Source organism: Brevibacterium linens, assembly GCF_003999335.1.
Taxonomy (GTDB): domain Bacteria; phylum Actinomycetota; class Actinomycetes; order Actinomycetales; family Brevibacteriaceae; genus Brevibacterium; species Brevibacterium linens.
The window spans coordinates 2,709,178-2,729,997 of sequence record NZ_CP026734.1 but is presented as its reverse complement, the minus strand read 5'-3'; the positions used below and the strand labels follow the sequence as shown (position 1 = coordinate 2,729,997).

The 20,820-nt window shown below is 65.9% G+C and carries 23 protein-coding genes and 1 tRNA gene; 8 read left to right on the top strand and 16 right to left on the bottom strand.

Going from position 1 to position 20,820, the window contains the following annotated elements; genetic code table 11:
• Both CXR29_RS12380 and CXR29_RS12375 read right to left on the bottom strand, forming a co-directional pair.
• Complete coding sequence (locus CXR29_RS12380) at nucleotides 1-258, bottom strand: hypothetical protein (RefSeq protein WP_127364671.1); 258 nt, start codon at nucleotides 256-258, stop codon at nucleotides 1-3.
• On the bottom strand, nucleotides 255-1,322 hold the full coding sequence (locus CXR29_RS12375) for an amino acid permease (RefSeq protein WP_127364670.1): 1,068 nt from the start codon (nucleotides 1,320-1,322) through the stop codon (nucleotides 255-257). The genes CXR29_RS12380 and CXR29_RS12375 overlap by 4 nt, the downstream gene beginning before the upstream one ends.
• A gap of 82 nt (nucleotides 1,323-1,404) precedes the next feature.
• Between CXR29_RS12375 and CXR29_RS12370 the strand changes: the two genes are divergently transcribed.
• The gene (locus CXR29_RS12370) at nucleotides 1,405-2,379 is read left to right on the top strand and encodes a GlxA family transcriptional regulator (RefSeq protein ID WP_127364669.1); all 975 of its coding nucleotides are present in this window, start codon (nucleotides 1,405-1,407) and stop codon (nucleotides 2,377-2,379) included.
• On the opposite strand, the gene CXR29_RS12365 is transcribed toward CXR29_RS12370, so the two are convergent.
• Entirely contained in the window at nucleotides 2,351-2,761 is a 411-nt protein-coding gene (locus CXR29_RS12365) for a universal stress protein (protein WP_127364668.1), read from the bottom strand. The genes CXR29_RS12370 and CXR29_RS12365 overlap by 29 nt on opposite strands.
• Nucleotides 2,762-2,922: 161 nt before the next feature.
• On the opposite strand from CXR29_RS12365, the gene CXR29_RS12360 reads away from it, so the two are divergent.
• On the top strand, nucleotides 2,923-4,200 hold the full coding sequence (locus tag CXR29_RS12360; protein ID WP_101553563.1) for a class I SAM-dependent methyltransferase: 1,278 nt from the start codon (nucleotides 2,923-2,925) through the stop codon (nucleotides 4,198-4,200).
• Nucleotides 4,201-4,296: 96 nt separating this feature from the next.
• On the opposite strand, the gene CXR29_RS12355 is transcribed toward CXR29_RS12360, so the two are convergent.
• Nucleotides 4,297-5,268 (bottom strand): HAAS signaling domain-containing protein, encoded by a 972-nt coding sequence (locus CXR29_RS12355; RefSeq protein WP_127364667.1) that lies wholly within the window; start codon nucleotides 5,266-5,268, stop codon nucleotides 4,297-4,299.
• Nucleotides 5,265-5,612, bottom strand: coding sequence for a PadR family transcriptional regulator (locus CXR29_RS12350; RefSeq protein ID WP_101553565.1), 348 nt, complete (start codon nucleotides 5,610-5,612; stop codon nucleotides 5,265-5,267). The genes CXR29_RS12355 and CXR29_RS12350 overlap by 4 nt, the downstream gene beginning before the upstream one ends.
• A 195-nt stretch (nucleotides 5,613-5,807) precedes the next feature.
• Between CXR29_RS12350 and CXR29_RS12345 the strand changes: the two genes are divergently transcribed.
• Nucleotides 5,808-6,437: an HAD-IA family hydrolase gene (locus CXR29_RS12345; RefSeq protein ID WP_241241440.1), complete on the top strand. Its 630-nt coding sequence runs from the start codon at nucleotides 5,808-5,810 to the stop codon at nucleotides 6,435-6,437.
• A 65-nt stretch (nucleotides 6,438-6,502) separates the two neighbouring features.
• On the opposite strand, the gene CXR29_RS12340 is transcribed toward CXR29_RS12345, so the two are convergent.
• Together CXR29_RS12340 and CXR29_RS12335 are read right to left on the bottom strand one after the other, a co-directional pair.
• Complete coding sequence (locus CXR29_RS12340) at nucleotides 6,503-7,870, bottom strand: APC family permease (protein WP_101595755.1); 1,368 nt, start codon at nucleotides 7,868-7,870, stop codon at nucleotides 6,503-6,505.
• A gap of 109 nt (nucleotides 7,871-7,979) precedes the next feature.
• Complete coding sequence (locus tag CXR29_RS12335; RefSeq protein WP_241241439.1) at nucleotides 7,980-8,861, bottom strand: carbon-nitrogen hydrolase family protein; 882 nt, start codon at nucleotides 8,859-8,861, stop codon at nucleotides 7,980-7,982.
• Nucleotides 8,862-8,958: 97 nt separating this feature from the next.
• On the opposite strand from CXR29_RS12335, the gene CXR29_RS12330 reads away from it, so the two are divergent.
• The 3 genes from CXR29_RS12330 to CXR29_RS12320 are packed head-to-tail and all read left to right on the top strand — an operon-like array spanning nucleotide 8,959 to nucleotide 10,903.
• A complete protein-coding gene (locus tag CXR29_RS12330) occupies nucleotides 8,959-9,759 on the top strand; it encodes a FadR/GntR family transcriptional regulator (RefSeq protein WP_127364666.1) in 801 nt (266 codons plus the stop codon).
• Complete coding sequence (locus tag CXR29_RS12325; protein WP_101595750.1) at nucleotides 9,756-10,277, top strand: ASCH domain-containing protein; 522 nt, start codon at nucleotides 9,756-9,758, stop codon at nucleotides 10,275-10,277. The genes CXR29_RS12330 and CXR29_RS12325 overlap by 4 nt, the downstream gene beginning before the upstream one ends.
• Nucleotides 10,274-10,903: a maleylpyruvate isomerase family mycothiol-dependent enzyme gene (locus CXR29_RS12320; protein ID WP_101595748.1), complete on the top strand. Its 630-nt coding sequence runs from the start codon at nucleotides 10,274-10,276 to the stop codon at nucleotides 10,901-10,903. Before CXR29_RS12325 ends, CXR29_RS12320 begins: the two co-directional genes overlap by 4 nt.
• A 4-nt stretch (nucleotides 10,904-10,907) precedes the next feature.
• On the opposite strand, the gene CXR29_RS12315 is transcribed toward CXR29_RS12320, so the two are convergent.
• On the bottom strand, nucleotides 10,908-11,348 hold the full coding sequence (locus CXR29_RS12315; protein ID WP_101553570.1) for an anthrone oxygenase family protein: 441 nt from the start codon (nucleotides 11,346-11,348) through the stop codon (nucleotides 10,908-10,910).
• 114 nt (nucleotides 11,349-11,462) lie between these two features.
• On the opposite strand from CXR29_RS12315, the gene CXR29_RS12310 reads away from it, so the two are divergent.
• Nucleotides 11,463-12,110, top strand: coding sequence for a MerR family transcriptional regulator (locus CXR29_RS12310; protein ID WP_206516212.1), 648 nt, complete (start codon nucleotides 11,463-11,465; stop codon nucleotides 12,108-12,110).
• Nucleotides 12,111-12,161: 51 nt separating this feature from the next.
• Here the strand turns inward: CXR29_RS12310 and CXR29_RS12305 are convergent, their stop codons facing one another.
• From CXR29_RS12305 to CXR29_RS12270, 8 genes are all read right to left on the bottom strand, one after another.
• Complete coding sequence (locus tag CXR29_RS12305) at nucleotides 12,162-12,626, bottom strand: GNAT family N-acetyltransferase (protein WP_101553571.1); 465 nt, start codon at nucleotides 12,624-12,626, stop codon at nucleotides 12,162-12,164.
• A 199-nt stretch (nucleotides 12,627-12,825) separates the two neighbouring features.
• A tRNA-Leu gene (locus CXR29_RS12300) sits at nucleotides 12,826-12,910 on the bottom strand.
• Nucleotides 12,911-13,052: 142 nt separating this feature from the next.
• Complete coding sequence (gene bcp, locus CXR29_RS12295) at nucleotides 13,053-13,526, bottom strand: thioredoxin-dependent thiol peroxidase (protein ID WP_127364665.1); 474 nt, start codon at nucleotides 13,524-13,526, stop codon at nucleotides 13,053-13,055.
• 117 nt (nucleotides 13,527-13,643) lie between these two features.
• Nucleotides 13,644-15,413, bottom strand: a complete 1,770-nt coding sequence (locus CXR29_RS12290) for an acetyl/propionyl/methylcrotonyl-CoA carboxylase subunit alpha (protein ID WP_127364664.1) — start codon at nucleotides 15,411-15,413, stop codon at nucleotides 13,644-13,646.
• 3 nt (nucleotides 15,414-15,416) lie between these two features.
• A complete protein-coding gene (locus tag CXR29_RS12285) occupies nucleotides 15,417-17,075 on the bottom strand; it encodes a 5-oxoprolinase subunit B/C family protein (protein WP_127364663.1) in 1,659 nt (552 codons plus the stop codon).
• Nucleotides 17,072-17,887 (bottom strand): putative hydro-lyase, encoded by an 816-nt coding sequence (locus CXR29_RS12280; protein ID WP_206516211.1) that lies wholly within the window; start codon nucleotides 17,885-17,887, stop codon nucleotides 17,072-17,074. Before CXR29_RS12280 ends, CXR29_RS12285 begins: the two co-directional genes overlap by 4 nt.
• Nucleotides 17,884-18,675, bottom strand: coding sequence for a LamB/YcsF family protein (locus CXR29_RS12275; protein ID WP_206516210.1), 792 nt, complete (start codon nucleotides 18,673-18,675; stop codon nucleotides 17,884-17,886). Before CXR29_RS12275 ends, CXR29_RS12280 begins: the two co-directional genes overlap by 4 nt.
• Nucleotides 18,672-19,976 carry an NRAMP family divalent metal transporter gene (locus CXR29_RS12270; protein WP_127364662.1) on the bottom strand — a complete coding sequence of 435 codons (1,305 nt, stop codon included), beginning with the start codon at nucleotides 19,974-19,976 and terminating at the stop codon, nucleotides 18,672-18,674. The genes CXR29_RS12275 and CXR29_RS12270 overlap by 4 nt, the downstream gene beginning before the upstream one ends.
• Before the next feature lie 205 nt (nucleotides 19,977-20,181).
• Here CXR29_RS12270 and CXR29_RS12265 point away from each other — a divergent pair, with 205 nt between their 5' ends.
• Nucleotides 20,182-20,820: a GntR family transcriptional regulator gene (locus tag CXR29_RS12265; RefSeq protein ID WP_127364661.1), complete on the top strand. Its 639-nt coding sequence runs from the start codon at nucleotides 20,182-20,184 to the stop codon at nucleotides 20,818-20,820.

Below are 20,820 nucleotides of genomic sequence, written 5' to 3'. Positions count from 1 at the left end.
TCACGCTCGGTTTCGGGCCCGGGCGAGGGTGACCGCACCGGCGACGAGGAAGACCGCGACGGAAAAGATCGCGCGGGGCCCCGATGCGATGAGCGACCATGCCATGAGCGGGACGAGCGCGAGATTGGCGACGCTCCACACTCGCAGTCCGGCGGTGCGGACGTAGGCGACGATGCACATGATGTAGATGATGACGAAGACGCCGCTGGCCGCGCCGATCATGTCGACGACGAGATCCGGTCTCACCAGGAGAATCACCAGCGACACCGTGAATCCGACGCTGAGGACCAGGATGGCCCGGCGCGGCGTCGCACCGGTTTCGACGGCCAAGGACCGCGGCAGAATCCGCTCCGTCGCGGCCACAGCGACGATGGTGGCCACGCCCCTGGTCCAGTCCAGGCCACGGCATTGAGCGTGATCGCCAGGATCCCCATGGCGGCCAGGACGCTTGCGGCGACTCCTCCCCACGGCGTGGACCGCAGAGCGTCGACGATCCCGGTGACCCGATCGACCTGGCTCGACTGCGCCTGAACGGCCACGGTGAGGGTGAGGACGAGGACCAGCAGCAGTGCCAGCGAGATGATCGCCACCGGGGCGAAGTCACGCCGTGGATCCGGCAGCTCACGGGCGAGGAAGGTGAGATTCTCGAAGCCGATGAACGCCCAGAACGCGATGAGCGCCCCGGCGGGGATGAGGGCCAGCTCGGGGATGTCGGGGACGACGTCGGGCGTTCGGCTCGGGTGCAGCAGAGACCAGGCGACGACCGCGACGATGGCGATGGCGAGGACCACCGCGCCGACGCGCTCGACAGTGCTGCCCAGCGACCGGCCGCGCAGATTGACGACGACGGCGAAGGCCATGAGCGCGGCGGCGATCGCGATCTCGGGAACGTCGATGGCCATGATGGCCGCGAGGTTCCGCGCCGCCATCACGGACCCCGAGGGCAGTCCGACGACCACGACCATCGAGAACATGAGGGGGACCATCTCCGCGGGACGACGCCCCAGCCCGACCCCGATCGTCTCGCGAAGAGGATCGGCGCTGTGCCCCGAGGCGGTGACGGTGTCGCGGAAGAGCATGAGCATGGGCAGGCAGACGAGCGCCGCGATGATCCAGGTGAGAGCGGCCGCGCCTCCGGACTCATGCAGGACGGCGGCCGGCACCGCGATGAGTCCGGCTCCGACGACGGATGACAGGCCTGCGGCCACGCCCGGTCCGAGTGACCAGATCCTCGCCCACCCCGTATGGTGTCCGTCGGGGAACCTCGGTGCAGACGATTGTGATGGTGCGACCGAGGTCGCAGAGGTGCGTCGTGAAGTCATGACTCCACTCAACCGTCGATCGCTGAGAACCACGAGTGTCTTAAACGACACGCCTCACCGGTTTTCGGTCATACATGGGACCATGTTCACCGCAGCAGTACTCGTTCGCAATGGGCTCTCACTCTTCGAATTCGGCGTTACGGCCGAGGTCTTCGGGATCGATCGCACGGAAGTCGGGTCACCGCCGATCGACTTCCGCGTCTGCTCGGAGGACGGACCGCGCTGGTTGGAGACGAAGCACGTCTCCACGGTGAGGATCGAGTCCACGCACGGTCTCGAGGGCCTTCGCGGCGCCGACGTCGTCATCGTCAGCGCCAGCCTGCCCCACACCGGCACCGAGGCGGAACAGGCAGCCCTCCGCCGTGCCCATTCGGAGGGTGCCGTGATCGTCTCACTGTGCAGCGGTGCTTTCCTGCTCGCCGGCGCGGGCCTCCTCGATGGTCGTCAGGCGAGCACTCACTGGCTGTTCGCCGACCAGTTGGCACGCGATTTCCCACGCATCGACGTCGTCGAGGCCAACCTGTTCACCGATGCGGGGCAGATCGTCACGGCCGCGGGCACCGCTGCGGCGATCGACGCCTGTCTGCACATCGTCCGACGCGAGATCGGAGCGACGACGGGCCGCATGATCGCGCGGAGAATGGTCGTCGCCCCGGCCCGCAGCGGAAACCAGCTGCAGTTCGTCGAGCGGCCGGTTCCCGCAGCCGCCGATCAGGGGCTCTCGGCCACGCTCGAGTGGGCGGCGAGCCGCCTCGGCGAGGACATCGACGCACCTGCCCTGGCCCGGCACGCGAAAGTGTCCGTACGGCAGCTGGGCAGGCGGTTCAAGCAGGAGCTCGGAACGACACCGCTGCAATGGATCACGCAGGAGCGGATCCGCGCGGCACAGGAGCTGCTCGAGGTCAGCGACCTGTCGATCGAGACGATCGGGCGGAAGGTCGGCTATTCGTCGGCGACCCAGCTGCGTGAGCACTTCCGCCGCTCGGTCGGGACGAGCCCATCGCAGTATCGGGAGTCCTTCGCCGCGGCTACTTCTTCGTCCGTCGGTCGACCTTGACCGAGACGACGGGGACGTCGGAGTCGAGGATGATGCGTTGGGCCGTCGACCCCATGATGAGCTTGCCGACAGGGGAGCGGCGGCGTGAACCGATGACAATCATGCGGGTGTCGGAGGTCGCCTCGGCCAGCGCCAGGAGCTCTTCGACGGGATCGTTGCCGCGGAGGAACTGAAGGATCTCGTGGGAGACGTCGGAGGACTTCAGAGTCTCCTTGAGCTCCTCGATGTCTTTGCTGGTGGCGACGCCGCGTTCGTCGGGGGTCTCACCGATTCCGGCATTGAGCACGACGAGGACGTCGTCGAATGCGCGGGCCTGCTCGATGCCGAATTCGACAGCGGCCTTGCCTTCGGACGACGGGGAATAACCGACGAGGATTGTCATGATCTCTCCTGGTGCGACATTGGACGAAGCTCTCTCAACTACTAGCATATCCGCCCAGTTCGGACGGGTGGCTGTTCACTCTGCGGGGAGGGCCTCGGCCGGTGATTGACGGCACACAAGCGAGGAGGCGGCACACGGCCCGCTCGGTTTAGACTGATCGAATGTCCGCCTCCCTGCTGCCCTCTGACTCCGCCGCCGCCCACCGCAGCCGGGAACTGTTGGCGGCTTACCCCCGGCTGAGCGACATGCCCGGTCTGCCGCAGGCGCGGATGCTCATCGATTACGTCATCGGACGCCGCTGCGGAGTCCTCGACGTCTCGGGCCGAGACACCGAAGGCGCCTTCGTCGCCGCCGAACTCTCAGCTGAGGTCCCTGAGAACCTCATCCTCGTCGATGATGGGCACGGCCTGCAGGCGACCCTGCTCAGCCGTCTGACGCAGGTGTGCACATACAACGACCGGCTCGACGAGGCGCGGGCCTCGGCTGCGGCGGTCGAGTCTTCGGCCGGCGCCGGCGATTCCGCGGGAGTAGCCGGAGAGCTCGGTACCGAAGCGGCACCCGTGCTGGCGGTGAGCGAGCTCAGAGAGATCGCGGAACTGGCCGAACTCGCGGTGGGGGAGACCTGGGCCGTCGTCAACGCTCCGAAGGCGCTGAACGCGCTCACCGAGACGATCGCGGTGCTGCAGCCGTTCGTGAGCACCATCATCGTCATCGGCCGCAGCGATGCGATGAGCCGCGGCGTCAACAAGGAACTTGCCCGCGGCTTCGGTCGAGTCGATGTCTCTCCCGGGGTCGGCAAGCACCGGATGATCATCGGCAGCCGCCCCCTGTCCTCTCCGAGCCTGCCGGAATTCCCGCGCCGCGGAGTGATCTCCCACGGCGGTGTCGGTGAGCTCGAAGTCCGCGCACATGGGGCCTGCTTCTCCGGGACGAAGAGCGATGAGGGCTCGGAGCTGCTCATCGACTCTCTGCTGGGGCTGCTCCCGGGTGAAGCGCTGGAGTCTGTGCTCGACCTCGGCTGCGGCAACGGTTGGCTGCTCACCGTGGCCATGCGGGCCTCGGGGGCGAATACGGGATTCGGCGTCGATGTGTCGAAGGCGGCGGTCACCTCGGCGAGGGCCACAGCGGAGGCGAACGGAGTCGACGTTGACATCATCCTCGGTGATGCCGCGGACCGGGAAGAGCCGGCGCTCGCGGGCCTGGGCGGATTCGACCTGGTCCTGCTCAATCCGCCGTTCCATCAGGGAACGACCATCGAGACAGAGACGGCCGCGGCGCTCATGGCCACGGCCGCCGAGCATCTGGCTCCGGGCGGGCAGGTGCTCACGGTGTTCAATTCGCATCTGCGCTACCGGGATCGTCTCGAATCGATCATCGGACCGAGTCAGCAGCTGGCCCGGAACAAGAAGTTCACGGTCATCGCCAGCCGCCGCCCCTGAGGCCTTTCGGCAGCTGTGCGACCGGGACGGCTGGTGTGCGATCGGGTCGGCAGCTGTGCGATCGGGACGGCAGGTGGCCGTCCCGACCGCACAACCTCACCGACGATTGCGGCGATAGATCCGCCAGGTGCTCACCTGGTCCCAGATCACGATGGTCCAGATCGCGATGACCGTGATGATCTGCTGGATGTCGGCGTTCGCGGTGTTCGTGAGCTCGAGGTGGAGGACCGGCTGAGTGAGCAGCGCGATGGTGAGGAAGACGGCCATGGCGACGTCGACGATTCCGCCGATGAGGGCGACGGCCGGTTTCGCCGAGGCGGTCGTGAACTTGATGATCTCGACGGCGGCCATGAGGGCAAGGAAGGCCCAGTAGCCGACCAGCCAGCCGACGCCGAGGTCGGGGTTGATGAACGTCTCCCCATTGTTGAGGTGGCCGACGTAGAGCAGGGTCGTGGGGATGAATGGGATGGCTGCCAGGGCGACGATGAAGACCAGCCCGAGCCCCGCCTCGGCGCGGATCTGCCTGCTGTGGGAATCGCGACGGTCGAGGTCATCGATCGTCCACGTGCCCGACTTCCGTTTGCGCATCGTTTCGGCTGCGCCGCCGTCCGAACTGCGGTCGCCGAGGCCGATGATGATCGTGATGACGGCGAAGGCGGTCAGCAGCGCGGTGACGGTGCTGCCGACGGTCTTGCCGATCAGTTCGCCGATCTGGACGTCGGGGGAGGTGGCGAGGGTGACCACGACATTCGTGAGAATGGCCAGCAGGCCGACGGCCGGCAGGATCCAGCGCAGGCTCCAGAGGAAGAGCGGGTACGATTTCGGGCCGATGAAATGCTGTGGTGAGTTCGAGTACTCCCGAGACAGCGCGACGGGATCGCCGAGCTCTTCGAGGACTTCGCGTTCGACAGTCGCCGTGTGATCCGGGGAACTGTCGGCATCCTCGCCGAGGCGGGCGTAGACCATGTCGTCGATCGTGGCGGTGATCTCGGCGGCGATGTCCGGGCGGGACTCTTCGGGGAGGTGGCGGGTGACGTTGTCGACGTAGATTTCGGTGAGCGCACTCATGGGGTGCCGTCCTTCCAGAGCTTGGTGATGCTGGAGTCGAGTTCGAGCCAGTGGCTGTGCAGTGCGGCGGCGACTTCGGCGCCGCTGTCGGTGAGCGTGTAGTACTTGCGGGGACGGGCTTGTTCGGTGTTCCAAACCGATGTGAGCAGCCCCTGTTTCTCCAGCCGCCGCAGCAGGGGGTAGAGGGTGTTCGCTTCGGTGGCGATGCCGGCTTCGGTCAGCGTCGTCAGCAGCGAGTAGCCGTACTGCGGCCGTCGACAGGCGACGAGGCTGGCGAAGACCACGGTGCCGCGTCGCAGCTCCTGTTCGTGGGTGGCCAGAGCCTTCACTGCTTCTTCGTTCATGCATCACACGATAGTGTGTGACGCACACTATTACAAGAGGCGGGGTGTTTTTTATTGCGGGACGGTGCGGTACGGCGCGCGGCAGGGTACGGCACGTTTTAGGGTGGGCAGCACATGTTTGAAGTCGGGCTATTCGCTTCAAACTGGGCTTTCCAACACACGCGCAGCGCGGGCATCGGCAGGTAGTCTTGCCTCATGAGCTCGAGGAAGTGGGTGCTCTTCGATATCGGGGGTGTGCTGGAGGTCGTTGATGATGACACCTGGGGACAGCATTTCTTTCGCCGGTGGCAGGAGCGATCCGGATTCTCGGCCGAGGAGTATCGGGCGCGCATTCTGGCGGCGGACTTGCCGGTCATCGATCGTCGCGCGGATACGCGGATCGAATATTGGTCGAAGTTGGGCCGAGCGCTCGAGATGGATTCGAACCTGATCGAGTCGATGCAGGCGGACATGTGGGACGAGTACTGCGGCCGGCTCAATGGTGAGCTGTTCGAATATGCATCCGCACTCCGCTCGCGCGCCGACGTGGCGATTCTGTCGAACTCGGTCGACGGTGCTCGCGCCGAGGAGGAGCGACGGTTCGGTTTCAGCGCCGTCTTCGACCCGATCCTCTACAGCCACGAAACCGGTCTGCTCAAGCCGGAGCCGGAGGCTTATGAGAATGCGCTTGAGCGGATGGGTGCAGATGCCGGAGACGTGTTCTTCATCGATGACCATGAGGTCTGCGCCGAGGACGCTCGGGCGGTGGGTATGAGCGCGATCGTGCACAGCGACAACCCGTCGACGATCAAAGCGATCGGGGAGTTTCTCAAGCAGGAGGCCTGAGCAGAGTCAGTGTGCTCCTCGTTGGGCGCCGACCTCGATGATGGGGGCCGGCGGTTCAGGCTTGTTCAGACGTGCTTTGCTGAAGTCGGCTGATCCGAATCGGCCGAATCAACAGCCAGCTCCGAAGGTTGGGTGCGGAAGCCCTTCGTCGTCACCCCGAGGATCACGGCGCCGATGACGAGCCATATGGTGCCCAGGGTGATCGCGTGGACGTCGAGCTGAGTGAGCAGGAACCCGATGACGATGACGCCGATGATCGGGCAGACGAGGTAGAGGAGCGCATTGTGTGACTGTCCACTTCGGCGTTCACGCACCCAATAGACGATGACCGAGACGTTGACCATGATGAATGCGAGGAACGCGCCGAAGTTGATGAACGAGGTCGAGGTGGCCACGTTCATGAAGATCGCGATGAGACCGATCGCGGCAATGGCCAGCAGCGACAGCACCGGAGTGTGGAAGCGCGGGCTGATCTTTCCGAAGAAGCTACGCGGAAGCACACCGTCGCGTCCCATCGCATAGAGCAGACGGCTGCCGGCGGCCTGAGCGGCGATGCCGGACGTGAACTGAGCGATGACAAGGGCGGCGAGGAAGACCGCACCGAAGAGATGTCCGCCGATGCTCTTGGCGATCTCGAACGCCGCGGCATCGGAATTCTCGAAGACTCCGCCGGGGTGCACGAGCTGAACCGCGTAGGCCACGACGACGAAGATGCCGCCGCCGATCAGCGCGATGAGCATAATGGCCTTCGGTACGGTCCGACGCGGCTCGATGGTCTCCTCGGTGAAGGTGGTGACGGCATCGAATCCGAGGAACGAATACGCGGCGACCGCGGCACCGCCGCCGATGGCCACGAGAGTCGAGTCGACGCCGGTGAACGGGGTCGCACTGATCAGCCCGGCACCGCCGTCCGAGGCGAACACGTCGGCCAGCGACAGGGCGACGAAGAAGACGATGACGAGGATCTGGAACGACATGAGGATGAGGTTGACCCGATCGGCGACCTTGATTCCCACGATATTGAGCACCGTGGTGAGGAGGATGAAGCCGATGATCCACATGGCCATCGGCACGGCCGGGAACTGCGCCTGCAGGTAGGAGCCGCCGATGAGCCAGATGACCATCGGCAGGAACAGGTAGTCGAGCATCGTCGCCCAGCCGACGAGGAATCCGACGCGCCCGTCGATGGTCTTGCGCACATAGGTGTACGCGGATCCCGCCACCGGATAGGCCGCAGCCATGCGGCCATAGCTGTTGGCAGTGAAAAGCATCGCACCGAGCGCGATCAGATAGGCGCTCGCGCTCGCCCCATTCGTCTGGGAGGCGATGACGCCGAAGATGCCGAGGACGATGAGAGGGGTGAGATAGGCGAGGCCGAAGATGACCAGGGACGGCAGTTTGAGTGTGCGGTTGAGTGTGACGGTGTCGGACATGATCGCTCCATTGTCGATGTCGGAATTCCGGGTAGCAGCTGTGCCTGCTGTGCTGAATTGTCGTGGCTTGCTGTCGGAGGTGGGCGGCCGCTCGGGTGCGGCAGTCGGCTCAGCGAATGCCGTGGCCGGGTGACCAGCGCTTCGGGTCGAGGGTGCCCCCGTAGAGGGGGAGGGGGATCGGGTCGTCGTCGCAGGCGAACTGCGACCACATGCGATTTGTCCCCGCGGTCCCGATCTCGCGGACGCGTTCGACCCGGCCGGGGTCGACGCGGACGATGATCGTGTCTTCGCCGAGCCCCGCCTCGCCGAGGATGAGTCCTTCGGGATCGACGACGATGGATCTCCCGCGGCCGACCGGTCCAGCGCAGTTGACGCTGAGCACGTAGACCTGGTTGACGATTGCGTTCGCGCGGGCGAGAACCAGTTCCTGTTCGCGGTCCTGGCTCGTCGTCTTGACGATGTTGAGGATCGCGTCGGCACCCATCCACGCCAGATGACGCGAGTGTTCGGGAAACCAGGCGTCGTAGCAGATCGAGAGGCCGAAGGCGCCGTGATCGGGAGTCTGCGCGACGACGAAATCGGTGCCCGGGCGATGTGGTTCGAACGGTCGCCACGGGAACATCTTGCGGTAGGTGGAGGCGAGATCACCGGCAGGAGAGAAGAGCAGCTGGGTGTTGAAGAAGCTCCCGTCGTCGGCGATCTCACCGATGCTGCCCGGGCACAGCCAGATGTTGTGCTCGGCGGCGATGCGGCCGATCTCGGCGACGAACTCCGAGTCGAGTCGCACAGCCTTCTCACGCAGAGCCGCGGGACGGTCGTTCGCAGGCAGGTCGTCGGCGCTGTGCAGGTGAAGCTCGGGATAGATGATCATTCCGAGCTCGGGAAACCTCGCCGAGGCGGCCGCCACGTCCGCACGAAAGTCGGCTAACGGGTCCGGCCTGGTCAGGGGCGCACGCTGGGCCAGCCCGACGGCCGTTTCAGTGGTGTCCACTTCGGTCCCCTCTCCGGCGAAAACGGTGCTTCGTCTCACTGCCGTTTTAATTGATCAGTTTGATCACTATAAGTCGATGTGACGTTAGACTCAATACATGGCAGCGAGAAATTCTTCGGCACCCGATCCTGCGGGCGTGGACTCTGCCGGTGCGGACTCCGGCCAGGCTGATGCGGTCGATCGAACGCTGTTCGCCGCCCCTGGAGCCGCGGAGCTCACTCGGCTGTCTGCCGTCGATACCGTCCGAGCCCGAGTTCTGCTCTCCATCGAGCACGCTCTGCTCGCGCCGGGCAGCAGACTGCCGAAGACCGAGCTCCTGGCGGCGGGCCTGGAGGTCAGCGTCATCACCGCTCGACGCGGCCTCGAGAGTCTCGTCGATGACGGAGTCCTCGTGCGCAGGCGGGGCCGCGGTGGCGGAACCTTCGTCGCCGACGATCCGCCACACCTCAACGACTCCGCTGTCACCGCCTACAGAGCAGACGCCGACGCGATCCACCGACTCATCGACCAGCGCAGTCTGATGGAATCGGCAATTGTGGCTGAGGCGGCGATGCGGGCCACCCCCGAGCAGTGTGATGAGCTCGATGCTCTCATCCAAGCGTCGGCCGATGCCGAGGACTGGCATGAGCACCATATTCCTGACACCCGTTTCCACCGATTCGTCGCCGAGATCAGCGGCCTGCCCGAGGCCCCGACCTACCTGGCCTGTTATGGCGGACTCACGAAGTACTTCGTGCCCTACCCGCAGGAGCAGCTCGAGGAGGGCCGTGATCATCACCGGCGGCTTGTGGCTGCGTTGCGGAATCATGATCCCCTCGCCGCCATCGAGGTCACCCGTGTCCATGTCGATGCCCTGAGGCGTGAGATGTTCGTCGGACTTGAGGACAATGACGGATGAGTGGCGCAGAGCCCGGCAACGGCGACCTCGGCGCTTTTTGGTCGACGGCGAGAAACTGCAACCCCGACCTACCGGAGGCGATGCCTGAAGCATGGGCCTTCGGGGCGACTCCCGAGCATGCGGACGACCTCCTCGCTCTTGTGCTGGCTGGGACGAAGACAGGCACCGCCTCGGCGCTGTGGGACATCGAAGCCGATGACGAATCCGTCCCCGAGGTGGGCGAACTGAGCATCATCCTCGACGGCCGAGGCCGGCCGAGAGCCCTCATCGAAACCACGGCGATCGACATCGTTCCGTTCTGCGAGGTGACCGCCGAGCATGCCCATTCGGAAGGTGAGGGCGACCGAACCCTGGCCGTCTGGCGCGAGATCCATGAGCGGTTTTGGCAGGAGCATGGTCGACGCGGGTTCTCGTTCGAGATGCCGGTCGTCTGCGAACGCTTCCGATTGCTGTTCGACTTAGAAGGTGAAGGGCGCGTGAGCGTCTCCGGCGACGAATCACAGGGGACGAGCAGATGAACGAGACCGAATACTGGGATCTCATTCACACGGAACGCGCGCGCCTGGCCGATCTGCTCTCCACCCTCGAGCCGGAGCAGTGGGCGCTCGCCACTCTGTGTGCAGACTGGACGGTCGAGCAGGTCGTCGCCCACCTGAGCGTCGCGGCAAACACCGGACGATGGGCCTGGATCCGCAGCATCGTCCGGGCGGGTTTCGACCCGGCTAAGCACAACGCGCGACTGCTCGAGCGCAGCCTCGGTGGCTCACCTGAGGAGACCCTTGCGAAGTTCCACAGCTCGATCTCACTGACTATCGCGCCGACCAAGGACTTCCCGGCCTTCCTCGGCGAAGTCATCGTTCACGGACAGGACATCGCACGACCACTCGAGCTCGACCTGATCCCCGACGCCGAGGCGACAGTCGAGGTGGCCCGATACTTCGCCTCGAAGGACTTCGCTGTGAACTCGAAGACCCTGGTCAAAGGGGTGAGACTCAGTGCTGTCGACGCCGACTTCGAATCCGGAAGCGGGCCGCAGGTGGCGGGTCGTCTCCTCGATCTCGTCATGGCCATGGCCGGCCGACCGGAGGCATTGGCAGACCTGACCGGGAGCGGAGTCGCCGAGCTCCGGCGACGGATGGACTGAAACCTCAGCCGAATCCGACGACGCCGACCGTCACCAGGACGAATCCGAGCAATTGCAGCGAAGCGCGCACGATCTGGAAGACGTCCCACCGTCTGCGCATGGCGATGAAACCTGTGGGGGCGGTCTCCTCGGTGATCCGTCCCGTCCGGGAATTGATCGGGACGTTCCCGACGATCGTCACGACCAGAGCGACGCCGAGGCTGATTGCAGCTGAGACCAGCCAGACGTTGGGCTCATCGATGGCAATGATGATGGCAAGCGCGGTCGCCGCGGTCATCCCCACCGGCATCACCCGGCCGAACGTCTTCAGCAGGCCCTTCTCCATGATGAGCTGATCGTCCGTCCCCAGTCGACGGATCACCGGGTGGACCAGGGCAGCCGACCCGAACTCCGCTGAGCCGACGAAACCGGTGACGAGGACCGTGGCCAATGCGACGGCGTCCATGGCCTCTCCTTCTAATAGGTAGTTTAACTATCCGTAATAGATAGTAGAGGTATCTGCTAAGGTCGAGCAAGATCAGTCACACAAAATTGCTGGCGGTGCCGGGAGGAGAGGGCGATGCAGGAGCCGACGGACAGACCGGAGATGAGGATGGCGGAGCTGTCCCGCCTTTCGGACCTCAGTGTGCCGACCATCAAGTACTACCTGCGAGAAGGGCTGCTGCAGCCGGGACGACGGACGAGCGTGAATCAAGCCGTCTACGATCGAACTCATCTCGAGCGGCTGCGCCTCATCCGGGCGATGACGTCGGTGGCCGGACTGCCCTTGGCGAAGGTGCGAGCCGTCGTCGATGCGGTGGACGGGCAGGCTTCGGAGATCGAAGCGATGGGCGTCACCCAGGACGCGCTCATCGGCGAGGCCGAGACGGACGATACGGCTGCCTCGGCGATCCTCGACCGTGCGATCACCGCGCGAGGATGGCGCTGCGCAACCTCATCGCCGGCCTATCGGGCGGCCGTGAACGCGATTGCCATGCTGTCCGACGAGGGCCTGACTCCGCTCCTCGAACGGCTCGACGCCTATGTCGAAGCGGCAGAAGACGTCGGCCGGACCGACCTCGACGCGATCAGCGACGCCGTCAGCCTGGAGGGGCGGATCCGCGGAGTCGTCCTCGGCAGTGTGCTGCGGACACCACTGCTCGAGGCGCTGGTTCTGCTTGCCCAGCAGCACTTCGCGCAGGACCTCACTCGCTCGGACGAGAGCTGACAGAGAACGGTTCGGTCTGGGCGACAGCCTCAGACCCATTGCTCCCATCGATCACAGTTGTGCCGGCTTCGCGTCGTAGGTGAGCCAGTTCGTCTTCGCTGCGACATCGTCATAGAGCACTTGAGCCTGAGTGTTGTCATCGGCGGTGATCCACCGGACCACCGAACAGCCTTCGGCCGCGGCAATCGTCTGCAACTGGGAGATCAAGGCACGGCCCGCGCCTTTGCCGCGCGCCTCGGGATCGGTGAAGAGATCGTCGAGCCAGATGCCGACGCTGCCGGTCGAGGGACGGGAGAAACGACGATAGTCGGCGATTCCGATGATCGTTCCGTCCGCCTCGGCGACGAGTCCCTGGCACTCATGATCGGGATCGATGATCCAGCCCCATACGCGGGAGACGACCTCCTCGGACGGTTCCAGTCGGTAGAACTCGCGGTAGGCACGGAAGAGCTCCTTCCACCGGGTCTCGTCGGACGGGGCGGCGGGGCGGATAGTCGGGGCCGGGAACGTCGTCATCGGCAGTCCTCTCACTGGGTTCGGTGCAGCACTGACCACATTACGTTCTCCGCATCAGTTCAGGCGGAGTTCCGGACGATGTGTGCTGAATGTGTGCGGCAGATTCCGCACGGATCGTCCGGAACTCGTCGCATGCGGCTCATATGAGACAGAAAAGTGCCCCGGAGAGGAAGCGTGTCGACTTCCGACCCGGGGTCCGTGGTACGCGAGAGGGGACTTGAACCCCTACGTCCGAAGACACTGGAACCTAAATCCAGCGCGTCTACCAATTCCGCCACTCGCGCTGAAGCGGCCACCCACGCGGCCACAACGTCCTCAAGATTAGCAGGGGCGGCCCGAGTTGCTGAAAACTCGGACCGCCCCGATGCTCAGGCCACGGTCGCGCCGCCGCCGCTCCCTGGGCAATGCGACGAAGTCGCAGTCGACTCAGGCTGCGTCGATGCCGAGCTCCTTGCGCACGCGGGCGACGTGCCCGGTGGCCTTGACGTTGTACTGGGCGAGTTCGACCTTGCCCTCGGCATCGACGACGACGGTCGAGCGGATGACGCCCTGGACGACCTTGCCGTAGTTCTTCTTCTCGCCGAAGGCACCCCACTCGGTCATCATCGTCTTGTCCTCATCGGAGAGGAGGTCGAAGTTGAGCCCCTCCTTCTCTATGAACTGCTGCAGCTTCTCCGGCTTGTCCGGGGAGATGCCGACGACGGCGATGCCGGCGGCCTTGAGTGCCGAGAGCGAGTCCCGGAAATCGCAGGCCTCGGTCGTGCAGCCCGGGGTCATAGCGGCCGGGTAGAAGTACACGACGACCCGCTGACCTCGGAAATCGCTGAGGCTGACGGAATTCCCGTCCTGGTTGACGAGGGTGAATTCCGGGGCGGTGTCGCCGACCGACAGACGTGGCATGAATGCTCCTCCTGATTGGGGTGGTCTCCGTGGTGGACAACCATTGCTGACCACCACTCTATTCCGTTGCCGGGCCCGATGCCTCGACCGATCCTTTCGCCGAGGCGGCCCGCCGTCTCAGTCGACCCGTGCGATGGCCTGCCCGACCGACACGACGTCGCCGACGGCCGCGACCTGGCGCAGCGTTCCCGCCACCGGTGCTTCGACCCGGGTCTCCATCTTCATCGCAGACAGCACCGCGACCTCGTCACCTTCTGCCACCGTCGCACCGTCGTCGACGAGGAAATCCACGAGGCTGCCCGGCACGGGTGCGGTGACATCCCCGGCGCTCGCCGAGGCGGCTCCACCGTTCCCGGCGGCACCGTCCTCACCGCCCTGGCCGGTGTTTCCCTGACCGGTCCCACCGACCGAGCCGAGGGCAGCGAGCAGTGCGGCGGGCAGGCCGATGGTGGTGAGCTTCCCGTCGATCTCGATCGACATGCGCTGCATCTCGCCATCGGCGACCGGGGCCGGGCGCTGCTGGGGGTCGAAGCGCGGCAGCAGCTCGGCTTCGATCCACTGGGTGTGGATGCCGTCGACACCGGCGACGCCGAGACCGGTGAATGCCTCATCGGTGAGGATCGCCAGGGAGCACGGCACCACGGTGGCCGGGCCCTCGACATGGAGCTCCTTCGCCGCTGTCACAGTGCGGGCGATCGCCTGCTCGCGGTCGGGACCGTGGACGATGAGCTTCGCGAAGAGGGAATCGAAGGCCGGCTGCACGGTGTCACCGGCACGCACACCGGAATCCCAGCGCACACCGAGGCCGCCGGGCACATCGAGGACATCGATGCGTCCCGGAGTCGGGAGGAATCCGCGGCCGGGATCCTCGGCGTTGATGCGCAGCTCGATCGCATGACCGACCGGCTGCGGGGTCGCCTCCAGTGACAGGCCGTGACCGAAGGCGATGCGGAACTGCTCGGCGACGAGGTCGACCCCGGAGGTCACCTCGGTGACGGGATGTTCGACCTGCAGTCGGGTGTTGACCTCGAGGAACGTCATGGTGCCGTCGGCGGCGAGCAGGAATTCGACGGTGCCGGCACCGCGATAGTCCACCTCGGCGCAGATGGCTTCGGCCGAACGGTGCAGGCGTTCGCGCTGCTCATCCGTCAGTCCCGGGGCGGGCGCTTCCTCGATGAGCTTCTGATTGCGCCGCTGAGCGGAGCAGTCGCGGTCACCGACGGCCACGACCCGACCCTGGCCGTCGCCGACGATCTGGACCTCGACGTGGCGCGGACGTTCGAGGTACTTCTCGACGAAGCATTCGGGTCGACCGAAGGCCTCGACGGCCTCACGGGTCGCCGATTCGAAGGCGCCGGCCACCTCGGTCAGCTCGTGGACGATCTTCATCCCGCGCCCACCACCGCCGTGGGCGGCCTTGATGATGATCGGCAGTCCCGCCTCGGCGGCGAAGGACTCGACCTCGGCCGCGTTCTCCAGGGGGCGGTCGATGCCCGGCGCCAAGGGGGCACCGACCTTCTGCGCGAGCTGACGGGCGGTGACCTTGTCGCCGAGGGCGGTGATCGTCTCTGCGTTCGGGCCGATCCAGATGAGCCCGGCGGCTTCGACAGCGGAGGCGAAGTCGGCGTTCTCGGACAGGAATCCGTACCCGGGGTGGACGGCATCGGCGCCGGCGGACTTCGCGGCGGTCAGGATCGCATCGATGTTGAGGTAGGTCTCACCCGCCGAAGTCCCGGGCAGGGCGAATACTTCGTCGGCAAGGCGGGCATGCATGGCGTCGGCGTCCTGATCGGCAAAGACAGCCACCGAGGTGTGCCCGTGCTGGGCGCAGGCGCGGATGATGCGGACGGCGATCTCGCCGCGGTTGGCGATGAGGATTCTCGACATTGTTCAGCCTTCGTTCTCGTTGGTGCGGGGCCCTGCTGCGGTGCTGGACGCCTCGGCCGAGTGGGCGTTCGGCGTCGGTCGGGCAGAGGTGGTGAAGCGCAGCTTCGCGCCGGGAGGCAGCTGCGCGGCGAGGTCGACATCATCGACACTGGCGATGATCGGATAGCCGCCGGTGAGCGGATGGTCGGGCCCGAAGAGCACCGGCTGACCGTTCGGCGGAACCTGCAGGGCACCGGTGACCGCGCCTTCGCTGGGCAGCTCCCCGGTGCGGGCACGTTCGAGTGGAACCTCACCGTTCAGTCGCAGTCCGACCCGGTCGGATTCGTGGGTGACCGTCCACTCCTGTGACAGCAGAGTCTCGATCCCGGCCTCGGTGAACCAGTCCTCGCGCGGTCCCAGCGTCACGCTCAGCGTCACGGTTTCCCCCGCCTGCGGAAGTTCCCTTGGCTGCGTGGGAGTGGGATCGACGAGGTGGGGCGCCGTCCGCGGATCGTGTACTCCCACCGTGGTGCCTTTGTCCACAGCGGCCGGACCGAGCCCGGCCAGGGTGTCGGCGGAGCTGCTGTCGAGAGCCGTCTCGACAGCGATTCCACCGCGGACGGCGAGGTAGCGGCGGACTCCGCGTTCGGTTGGTCCGAGCTCGAGTTCGTCCCCGTCGGATAGGGCAAAGGCCACGCCGAGGCGGGGCGTGAGGACCGTGCCATCGGCAGCGGTGACGGTGATCGTTCCGGTGGCCCCGGTGACAGCGGCGACGCCGTCACCCGTGCAACGCAGGAGCACTGCGCCCCCGAAGCTCTCCAGCCCGGCAGCGGTCTCGGCATTGCCGACGAGACGGTTGGCCGCGGTCAGCGCGGTGCGGTCGGCGGCACCGGCGGCGGAGACGCCCATCGAGGCGAAACCTGGTCGGCCGAGATCCTGGATGAGCAGCTGCAGCCCGGGACGCAGCACCTCGAGGGAGTGAGATACATCGGCGCTCGCCTCCGCACCTGCGGCAGAATCTTCCGCCGCAACGTCGACGATCTCCCGCCCCGCCTCGGCGAACTTCACGATCGTGCCGGGCACGAACAGGGCCGGTGGTTCCCGGTCCAGGTCCCACAGCTTCGCATCGGTGCGTCCGATGAGCTGCCAGCCGCCGGGGGAGGAGCGAGGGTAGACGCCGGTGAACTCGCCGGCCAAAGCCACCGACCCCACGGGCACTCGCGTGCGTGGGGAGGAGCGACGGGGAACGTTGAAGAGTTCGTCGTCGCCGGCGAGGTAGCCGAAGCCGGGGGCGAACCCGGCGAACGCGACCTGCCAGGTCGCGGCCTGGTGGCGTTTGATCACCTCGTCGGGGGAGACGGAGAGGAGGTCGGCCACCTCGGCGAGGTCGTCCCCGTCGTAGTGGACATCGATCGTCACCTCACGGGCCGCATCCGAGGCCGACTCGGTGTGCCCGAGCCCGCGCACTGCCTGGGCGAGGATCTCGGCGTTCGTGCGTGCGGGATCAAAACTGATCAGCACTGTGCGGGCGGCGGGGATGAGTTCGGTGACGCCGGGCAGATCGGCGGCTTCGAGACTGTGGTGCAGGGCCATCGTCGCGCCCAGATCCGCGCGTTCGACGAGGAGGTGACGCCTGGAGGCGGTGTGGAAGGTCAGGGTGCTGGCCAGCGGGGTCGAGATCATTGGCGGTAGGTGTCTTCCGGCTCGTCGGTGATGAACATCTTCCCAGGTGAGTGTGTGATCGCGAAGGGAATTCCCGAGGCCTGGATGGCTGCCTGCGGGGTGACTCCGCAGGCCCAGAAGACGGGAATGTCGCCGTCTTCGATGACCGGGGCGTCACCGAAATCGGGCGCGTCGAGGTCAGCGATGCCGATCTGGGACGGGTCGCCGATGTGGATCGGGGCACCGTGGACGGCGGGGAAGCGATCGGTGATGAGCACCGCCTCGGCGACCTGGGTTGCCGGGATCGGGCGCATGGACACGACCATGTCTCCGCTGATCCGGCCGGCCGGGCTGCAGGCCGTGGTCGTGCGGTACATCGGCACATTGCGACCGGCTGCCTGGTGGCGGATCGGGATGCCCGCCTGACTCAGACCGTTCTCGAAGGTGAACGAGCAGCCGATGAGGAACGACACGAGGTCCGGGTGGGTCTCCCAGGCCCCCGTGGCGTCGGTGACTTCGTCGGTCAGGGCGCCGTTCTCCCAGATCCGGTAGCCGGGGATGTCGGTGCGGATATCGCTGCCCGGCGCCAGCGCGGATGCCAGCTGTCCGGGTTCGAGGACGTCGACGACCGGGCACGGCTTCGGGTTGCGCTGGGTGAAGAGGAGGACGTCGAAAGCCCAGTCCGCGGGGACGGAGATGAGGTTCGCCTGGACGAGTCCCGGCGCCATCCCCGAGGTGGGACCGTCGAATCCTGCCCGGATGCGGGCGCGGGCTTCCGCGCCGGCAGCCCGCATCGTGTCCATGGCAGTGGTGCCTGTGGCGGCAGCGTTCATCGTCCGGCTCCGGCGAAGGCGGCGATCGCAACACCTTCGGATTCGAGGAGGTCGCGGGCGGCTCGGGCCATGTCGATGGATCCCTGGCTGTCGCCGTGGAAGCAGATGGACTGCGCATCGACGTCGACGAGGCTGCCGTCGATGGCTTCGACCTGTCCGGTCTGGACGAGGCGCAGGACGCGGGAGGCTACGGCCTCGGGATCGTGGAGGACCGCGTTCGGCTCCGACCGGGAGACCAGGGAACCGTCGGGGTTGTAGGACCGGTCAGCGAAGGCCTCGGCGGCGACGGTCAGCCCGGATTCGGCGGCGACGCGGTTGGCCACGCTGCCGGCGAGTCCGAGGAAGACCAGCGAGTCGTCGATGGCACTGACGGCATCGACGACGACCTTCGCCTGCGCCTCATCGTGGACGATCGCGTTGTAGAGGCCGCCGTGGGGTTTGACGTAGGAGACGGTTCCGCCGACGGCAGTGGTCAGGCCGATGAGCGCGCCGATCTGGTATTCGACCTGGGCCTGCAGGGTGGCTGCGGGCACGTCGAGGGCGCGTCGGCCGAAGCCTTCGTAGTCGTCGTATCCGGGGTGGGCTCCGATGACGACTCCGCCCTTCGTAGCGGCGTCGACGGTAGCGCGGATGCCTTCGGGATTGCCGGCGTGGAACCCGCAGGAGACGTTGGCGCTGGTGACGAGGCCGAGCATGGCCGCATCGTCGCTGACGACGCGGTCGGGGACGTTCTCCCCGAGGTCAGAGTTGAGGTCGATTCTCAGTTCGCTGTTGACAGACAATGTCATCCTCCGATTCCGATCATGGCGAAGATGGGGCCGACGGACTGTGTGGCCGTGTACCACGTGACCAGTGTTGCTGCGGTGCCGATGATGAGCAACCACTTCGGGTACGAATCCGTGCGTAGCAGGCGCGGCCTGAACCAGCCGATGTACATGAAGATCGTCAGACCGATCGGCAGGATGAGGCCGTTGAAGCCGCCGACGAAGACGAGCAGAGTGGCGGGTGCCGTGCCGAGGGCGAGGTAGACGATGAGTGAGACGACGATGAAGGCCACGGTCGCCAGCTGCAGCGGCCAACCGCCCTTGAGGCGCGTGGAGAAGGCGGAGAGAAAGGTCGCGGAGGTGTAGGCTGCGCCGATGACCGAGCTCAGTGCCGCGGCCCAGAAGATGGCGCCGAAGATGCGCATTCCCGCATCGCCGAGGACTGCGGCGAAGGCCTGACCGGCGGGGTTAGCCACGCTCGAGTCGAGGTCGAGGGCGACTCCGGAGGCGACGACGCCGAGGATGGCGAGGAAGAGGACGTAGCGCATGACACCGGTGACGATGATGCCCGACAGCGCCGAGCGCATGACCGAACCGGCGTTCTCCGGGCCGGTTTTGCCCGAGTCGAGGTATCGGTGGGCACCCGAGTAGGTGATGTAGCCGCCGACGGTGCCGCCGACGATCGTGGTCACGGTGGCGAAGTTGATGGTGTCGGGTGCGATCGACTGTCTGAGCGCCTCACCGACGGGCGGATTGGAGACGATGGCGACGATACAGGTGAGGATGATCATCCCGATGCCGAGGACGAGGACGACGGTGTCGACGACCTTTCCGGCGCGTTTGAACAGGAAGACGCCGATCGCGAGCACGCCGGTGAGCAGTCCGCCGAGTTTCGGGTCGATGCCCAGCAGTGCGTTGAGGCCGAGCCCGCCGCCGGCGATATTGCCGATGTTGAAGGCCAGTCCGCCGATGACGATGAGGACGGACAGGAGGATGCCCGACCCCGGCACGGCCGAGGAGGCCAGCTGGGCCGCGCGCTTGCCCGAGGAGGTCACCATCCGCCAGATATTGAGCTGGATGGCGATGTCGATGAGGATCGAGGCAAAGATCGCGAAGGCGAAGGCCGCCCCCATCTGAGCCGTGAAGGTGGCCGTCTGGGTGATGAAGCCCGGACCGATCGCCGAAGTGGCCATGAGGAAGATGGCCCCGACGATCGCGCTGCGGCTGATCTTCGAGCCGATCTCACTCGAGGCATTGTCAAGGCCCGAGGCGGTCCCATCCGTAGCAGGGGGTTCCGGCGGTTGGGATTCCGGTGCGTGTGACATAGGAGTCTCCGACTGTCTGGTGGTCAGTTGTTCCTTCGTGTGTGTCGATGGGGTGTGGATAGCGATGACTGTGTCCTGGCACACGTGAAGTGGTAAACAATTTAGCACTCATTGTTCAACAAACATAGACGGGGGTCACACTTTCCTCGTCTCTTTGTCGACTGACGGATGGGAGTTCGGGGTGCTGTTTCAGTAGAATGGAGAGGTGAATCACGATTCGTCCCTGGTCAACAGGCTCACTGACCGCCTCATCGCTGGAGAGCTGCGCCCCGGTGAGCGGCTGTCCGAAACCGCGCTGGCGAAGGAATTCGATGTTTCGCGCAATACTCTGCGTGAGGCGTTCCGGGTCCTCGGTGAGCAGGGCCTCGTCACGCATATCCCGCACCGAGGCGTCTCAGTGGCGTCACCGAGCACCGCCGATGTCGTCGACATCTACCGGGTGCGTCATCATGTGGAGTGCTCGGTGCTCGAGTACGCGCCGCGCAATCACCCGAACGCCGTGAGGATGGAGGCGGCCATCGAGGCTGCCGAGAAGTTCGCTGCCGAAGAGAACTGGCTGGAAGTCGGCACGGCGAACATGGGGTTCCACAATGCCGTCGTCTCGCTGTCGGACAGCAGGCGGTTGATGCGGTCGTTTGCCAATGTGCTCGCCGAGCTGCGCCTGGCCTTCCTCAAGGTGGAGGTCCTCGACTTCCTCCATGCGCCCTTCATCGAGCGCAACCGCGAGGTGGTCGAGATCTATCGCTCTGATGGGCCGGGGGCTGCGGCGACGATCCTCGGCGCCTACCTCGGTGATTCCGAGCGCCAGGTGCTCGGCGCCTACGCCCGCGCGGGACAGGACTGA